Below are 4,242 nucleotides of genomic sequence, written 5' to 3'. Positions count from 1 at the left end.
GGTCGCCATCCATTCGGCTTTGGCGTCCGGGTTGGCGGCAAGATATGAAGCCAGCACCTGTTCGCCATTCTGAACCATGGTGCGAAACTTGAGGCACGGGAAAATCCGTCCTCCGCGACCGATCCGGCTGTGACCGTAGAAAATCGGTCCGCCGTCGGAGAACTTGACAAGCAGCGCGACCATCACAAACAGCGGACTGAGAGCAACCAGGCCAATCAGTGAACCGGCGATATCGAAGCTGCGTTTGAGCAGGCCGCCGATCGGTGGAAAATCGATACCTGCCTGCGAAAAATTCGCGTCGGCCGGCTTGGCTACGTCCCTCATGCATAAACTCCATACGTTGAACGGATGGTTTGCCGCACGATATCAAAAAAATGCTGCATCGCAACACACAATTTCTTGAGCGCCTGAAATAATCACGTCATGACTTGACTAAATAATAAACCGATCCTGCACAAATTTTCGCCTTTATGGCGCGTTCGTGACAAATTCTGGGCAACTTTGAAAAATCTAGTGCGTTTTTGAGGCTCCGGTTGGGCAAATCGCTCTTTGTCCCGGTTATTGAGCATTATCGTCCTTTAGTTTGGTAAAATATAGAGAGGATTTAAAGTAAAGTACTGATTAATATTGTGGCTCCTACTGAAGTGGGTCCCTACCGGGTGATTGGTCGTGATGCCGATGTGTGCATCGCAACATGGCAGAGTCGATCCCGCGAACTTATCCAAAATAATTTGCGGTTGGCCTTGCCCGATATTGCACACCTTAATAGAGTTGCAAATTGTTTCTGTCAGAGTATGGACAGCGTGGGAAGGCCGGAAGCAACCGGCCAAAGAAAGCGAGCGGCCTCAACAAGCTCGCATGGCGAAGGGAGGCTCGGGGTGGGTCGATCATCGATTTTTGCCCGAGCAGGTTGACGGGCTGTCGGGTATGTCGCTACCAAAATTCATTGTCGGCATGATTTTCGCTCTGGCGATCGTGGTCGCATGGTCTTGTTTCGACGGTGCTTCGCTAGACACGACGCTTTTTCGCGCTGTAGCCTGCGCCATTGTCATCCAGCTGGGCTACGTTCTGCTGGTTTTCGTCATGGTTGTCAGAAATTCCCCGACGTCGGCTGATAAGATTCGCGATGCCGAACGAAAGCTGAGTTCGACCGAAGTGGCCGACGGCGAGAAGTTCAGTGCCAGGAGAAGCCTGCACTGACCTGACGACAGAAAGCGTCGGCCGGATGCTGGCGGACTGCTCGCCCGACAGCATCCTGGGCAACCGGCCTCCGGATTTTTCATTCAGCCTCGGATCCTGTGACTCAGCTCTAATTTGCGTAAACTCTGTCGATCGACCTGGTGATCAGCGATTCGAGTGCGCTGACGGTCCCATCCATGATGAGCAGGGACGGTTTGCGAAGCAGTCCGTCTATCCGCGGGTATTTCACCGCCCATCGATTGCGCCATGACGACACCGAAAGGAAAGACTGGACGGAGCGAATGATTTTAACGATGCTTTGCTTCGCAATTGCAGCATAAGCGCCGGCTGATGTTTTCGAACAGCCGGACAGGCAGTGAGAACGAGAGCTGCATGGACATCAAGCCGGGGGCGCGAGAAGTTCGGAGCTACCTGTGCAGTCGAGAAACGAATGGATGACAGAACCCCAGGTCTGCGTGATCATCGCCGCCCGCAACGCGGCGCGGACAATTCCAGTGGCCATCGCGTCGGCATTGCGCGAGCCGGAGGTGGCCGAAGTCGTCGTCGTCGATGACGCCTCCGCTGACAATACCGCGAAAGTCGCTCGGGCGGCCGACGATGGCAGCGGCAGGCTTTCCGTCATCCGGCTCGACGTCAACGGCGGTCCCTCCTTCGCCCGCAACGCCGCGATCGCCAGCTCCAGATCGCCGTTCATCAGCATTCTGGACGCCGACGATTTTTTTCTCGAGGGCAGATTTCGCGAGTTGTTCGCCAGCGCCGATTGGGATTTCGCTGCGGACAACATCATGATGATCAGGGACGATGTGGCGACCGACGTCTCGAAAATCACCGCTCCGCGGTTTTCGGCCGATCCGGAATTCCTCGATTTCGAGCGTTTCATCGAAGGCAACATCTCCAGTCGCCGTGTGCAGAGAGGTGAGTTGGGTTTCCTCAAACCGGTGATCAGTCGCGCTTTTCTTGACCGACATGGACTGCGCTATGACGAAAACCTGCGGCTGGGCGAAGACTATGAACTCTACGCGCGCGCGGTCGCTTGCGGGGCGCGCTTCAAGGTCATCAGGTCCTGCGGCTATGGCGCGATCGTTCGCGCGGACTCGCTGAGCGGCCAGCACAAGACGCAGGACCTCAAGCGTCTGGCCGACGCAGATCTGGCGCTGCTGGCGATCGATAGTTTGCCAGAAGGCTCTAAGGCCGTGCTCAGAAGGCACGAACGGCAGGTACGCGACAAATATCGGTTGCGAAACTTCCTCGACGTGAAGAACGAGCAGGGGCTGACATCGGCCGCGGCCTACGCCCTGGCCAGCCAATCCAACCTCATCCCCATCCTTCGCGGCGTGGCCGCCGACAAACTGGATGCGCTGTTTCGCCGCGCCGGCTTTGCCTCGAAGCAGCCTGTGCCGCCGCTGCGCTTTCTCATGGCCGCAACCAGCCCGGTCGGCGAGACTTGAGCTGGTCCGCAACCGGCGCCATGCCGATCATGTCAACAGGTCCTTACCCTGCCTCAAAGTGATGCGAATTTCCGATTCGCCGCACTAGGTGGTTGCCTACTCGCTTTGGGGATGGCATGTATGTTGCGGTGCAGCAATTTTGATTGGCTGTTTGAATCGGCCCGAAAATGTCCCCCTGTCAGAGGAGTTGGACGATGCGACAAGACTTTTTTGGCCCGGACAGGCACAGGGATAGCCTTAGGCCGGTTATGACAGGAAACTGAGCGCATGGCCTCGATATTTGGCTTCAGATCAAGGGATCCGGCCCGAGACAGGCAGACCGACATCTCGCGCCTTGACCGCCTGGCAAAGCTGCTTGACCAAATCGCAGCCGAGGTCGAGGCGGAGAAAAACGGCCTTGAGAATCGCTACCGGACAAAGGCCACCAACGCGGCCTTCCTGGTCGAGGCGATGGAGAATGGGGCGGCCTCCTCCAGCAGATCCTCCGAGGTCAGCGAGCTGACGAAGTCGATCCTGAACTACGAGCGGCGCATCGCGGCGCTCGCGCGCCAGAACGAATTGATGAAAGATCTCCGTCATTCGCTGGATGCAATCTTCGACGAAAGCGCCCAGCGTAGCTCGAAGGCAGATTTCGCCAAGCCGGCCGCCGGCACGGAGTGAACTTCAAGATCCCTGGATGGGCCCACAGGCAGGAGGTTTGGTGTCACTGGGCAAGTTAAGGCAAGCACAAGGAAGGTACTGGCAGAAGGTCAAGGTCAGCTCGTTTCGTCATGGTTTGAACGTCGACTTTGGGTTGGGGCGCAGCACAAAGGTGAGTTTGGTATGAACGCGGATCCGATAAGCACGTCCACCCCAGCAACCGGCGGCAGGCCGTTCACGCGCTCGATCAGGCAAGGGAACCTGAGGCAGCTATGTTCGGGCGGCGCGTTTCTGCTGTTTGCACTCGGCAGCCTGGTTGCAGGCCCGACCCCTTCCCATTCGCAGGACATCCCGACAGCGCCATCGTTCGTCGATGATTTCACCAGCTTCGATCGTGCGCGTTGGTACATTGCCGACGGCTGGACGAACGGCAAGCACCAGAACTGCACCTGGTCCAAAAGCCAGGTCCGGCTTTCCGACGGCATGCTGACGCTCGGTTTCGAAAAGCGGAAGCTAAAGGATCGCGACTTTGCCTGCGGCGAGGTCCAGACCAAGCAGCGCTTCGGCTATGGCACCTATGAGGCGCGGATGAAAACCGATGCGGGCTCCGGCATCAATGCCGCCTTCTTCACCTACATCGGCCCCACTGACAAGCAGCCGCATGACGAAATCGACTTCGAGGTGCTGACGAAGGACACCTCCAAGGTGCAGGTCAACGCCTACATAGCCGGCAAGGGCAAGAACGAGAAATTGGTGGATGTAGCTGGCGGTACCGACAAGGTTTTTAACGACTACGCCTTCGTCTGGGAGAAGGACAGGCTGCGCTGGTACGTCAACGGCCAACTGGTGAACACGATCAAAGATCCGGCAAAGCTGCCCACTCATGCGCAAAAGATATTCTTCAGCCTGTGGGGCAGCGACACGCTGAAGAACTGGATGGGACCGTTTTCGGATC

General features: G+C 57.3%; 5 protein-coding genes. 4 read left to right on the top strand and 1 reads right to left on the bottom strand.

Features of this window, described 5'->3' with window-relative positions:
- A partial coding sequence (locus EOA85_RS29055; protein ID WP_206523395.1) for a sugar transferase occupies positions 1-324 on the bottom strand: 324 nt, incomplete at its 3' end.
- A 534-nt stretch (positions 325-858) separates the two neighbouring features.
- Here EOA85_RS29055 and EOA85_RS29050 point away from each other — a divergent pair.
- The 4 genes from EOA85_RS29050 to EOA85_RS29035 form a co-directional block, all read left to right on the top strand.
- Entirely contained in the window at positions 859-1,200 is a 342-nt protein-coding gene (locus EOA85_RS29050; RefSeq protein ID WP_245486112.1) for an exopolysaccharide production repressor exox, read from the top strand.
- Between the two features lie 434 nt (positions 1,201-1,634).
- Positions 1,635-2,648, top strand: a complete 1,014-nt coding sequence (locus tag EOA85_RS29045) for a glycosyltransferase family 2 protein (RefSeq protein WP_127212050.1) — start codon at positions 1,635-1,637, stop codon at positions 2,646-2,648.
- 267 nt (positions 2,649-2,915) lie between these two features.
- Positions 2,916-3,308 carry a hypothetical protein gene (locus EOA85_RS29040; protein WP_127212049.1) on the top strand — a complete coding sequence of 131 codons (393 nt, stop codon included), beginning with the start codon at positions 2,916-2,918 and terminating at the stop codon, positions 3,306-3,308.
- A gap of 162 nt (positions 3,309-3,470) precedes the next feature.
- A partial coding sequence (locus tag EOA85_RS29035) for a family 16 glycosylhydrolase (RefSeq protein WP_127212048.1) occupies positions 3,471-4,242 on the top strand: 772 nt, incomplete at its 3' end.

Source organism: Mesorhizobium sp. M5C.F.Ca.IN.020.29.1.1, assembly GCF_003997375.1.
Lineage (GTDB): Bacteria > Pseudomonadota > Alphaproteobacteria > Rhizobiales > Rhizobiaceae > Mesorhizobium > Mesorhizobium wenxiniae.
Note: the sequence above shows the minus strand (reverse complement) of the source record. Positions and strands in the feature narration are given on the sequence as shown.

Coding starts and splice junctions, on each gene's coding strand:
- EOA85_RS29050 (WP_245486112.1), top strand. CDS start 859: ATGGCGAAGGGAGGCTCGGGGTGGGTCGATCATCGATTTTTGCCCGAG.
- EOA85_RS29040 (WP_127212049.1), top strand. CDS start 2,916: ATGGCCTCGATATTTGGCTTCAGATCAAGGGATCCGGCCCGAGACAGG.
- EOA85_RS29045 (WP_127212050.1), top strand. CDS start 1,635: ATGACAGAACCCCAGGTCTGCGTGATCATCGCCGCCCGCAACGCGGCG.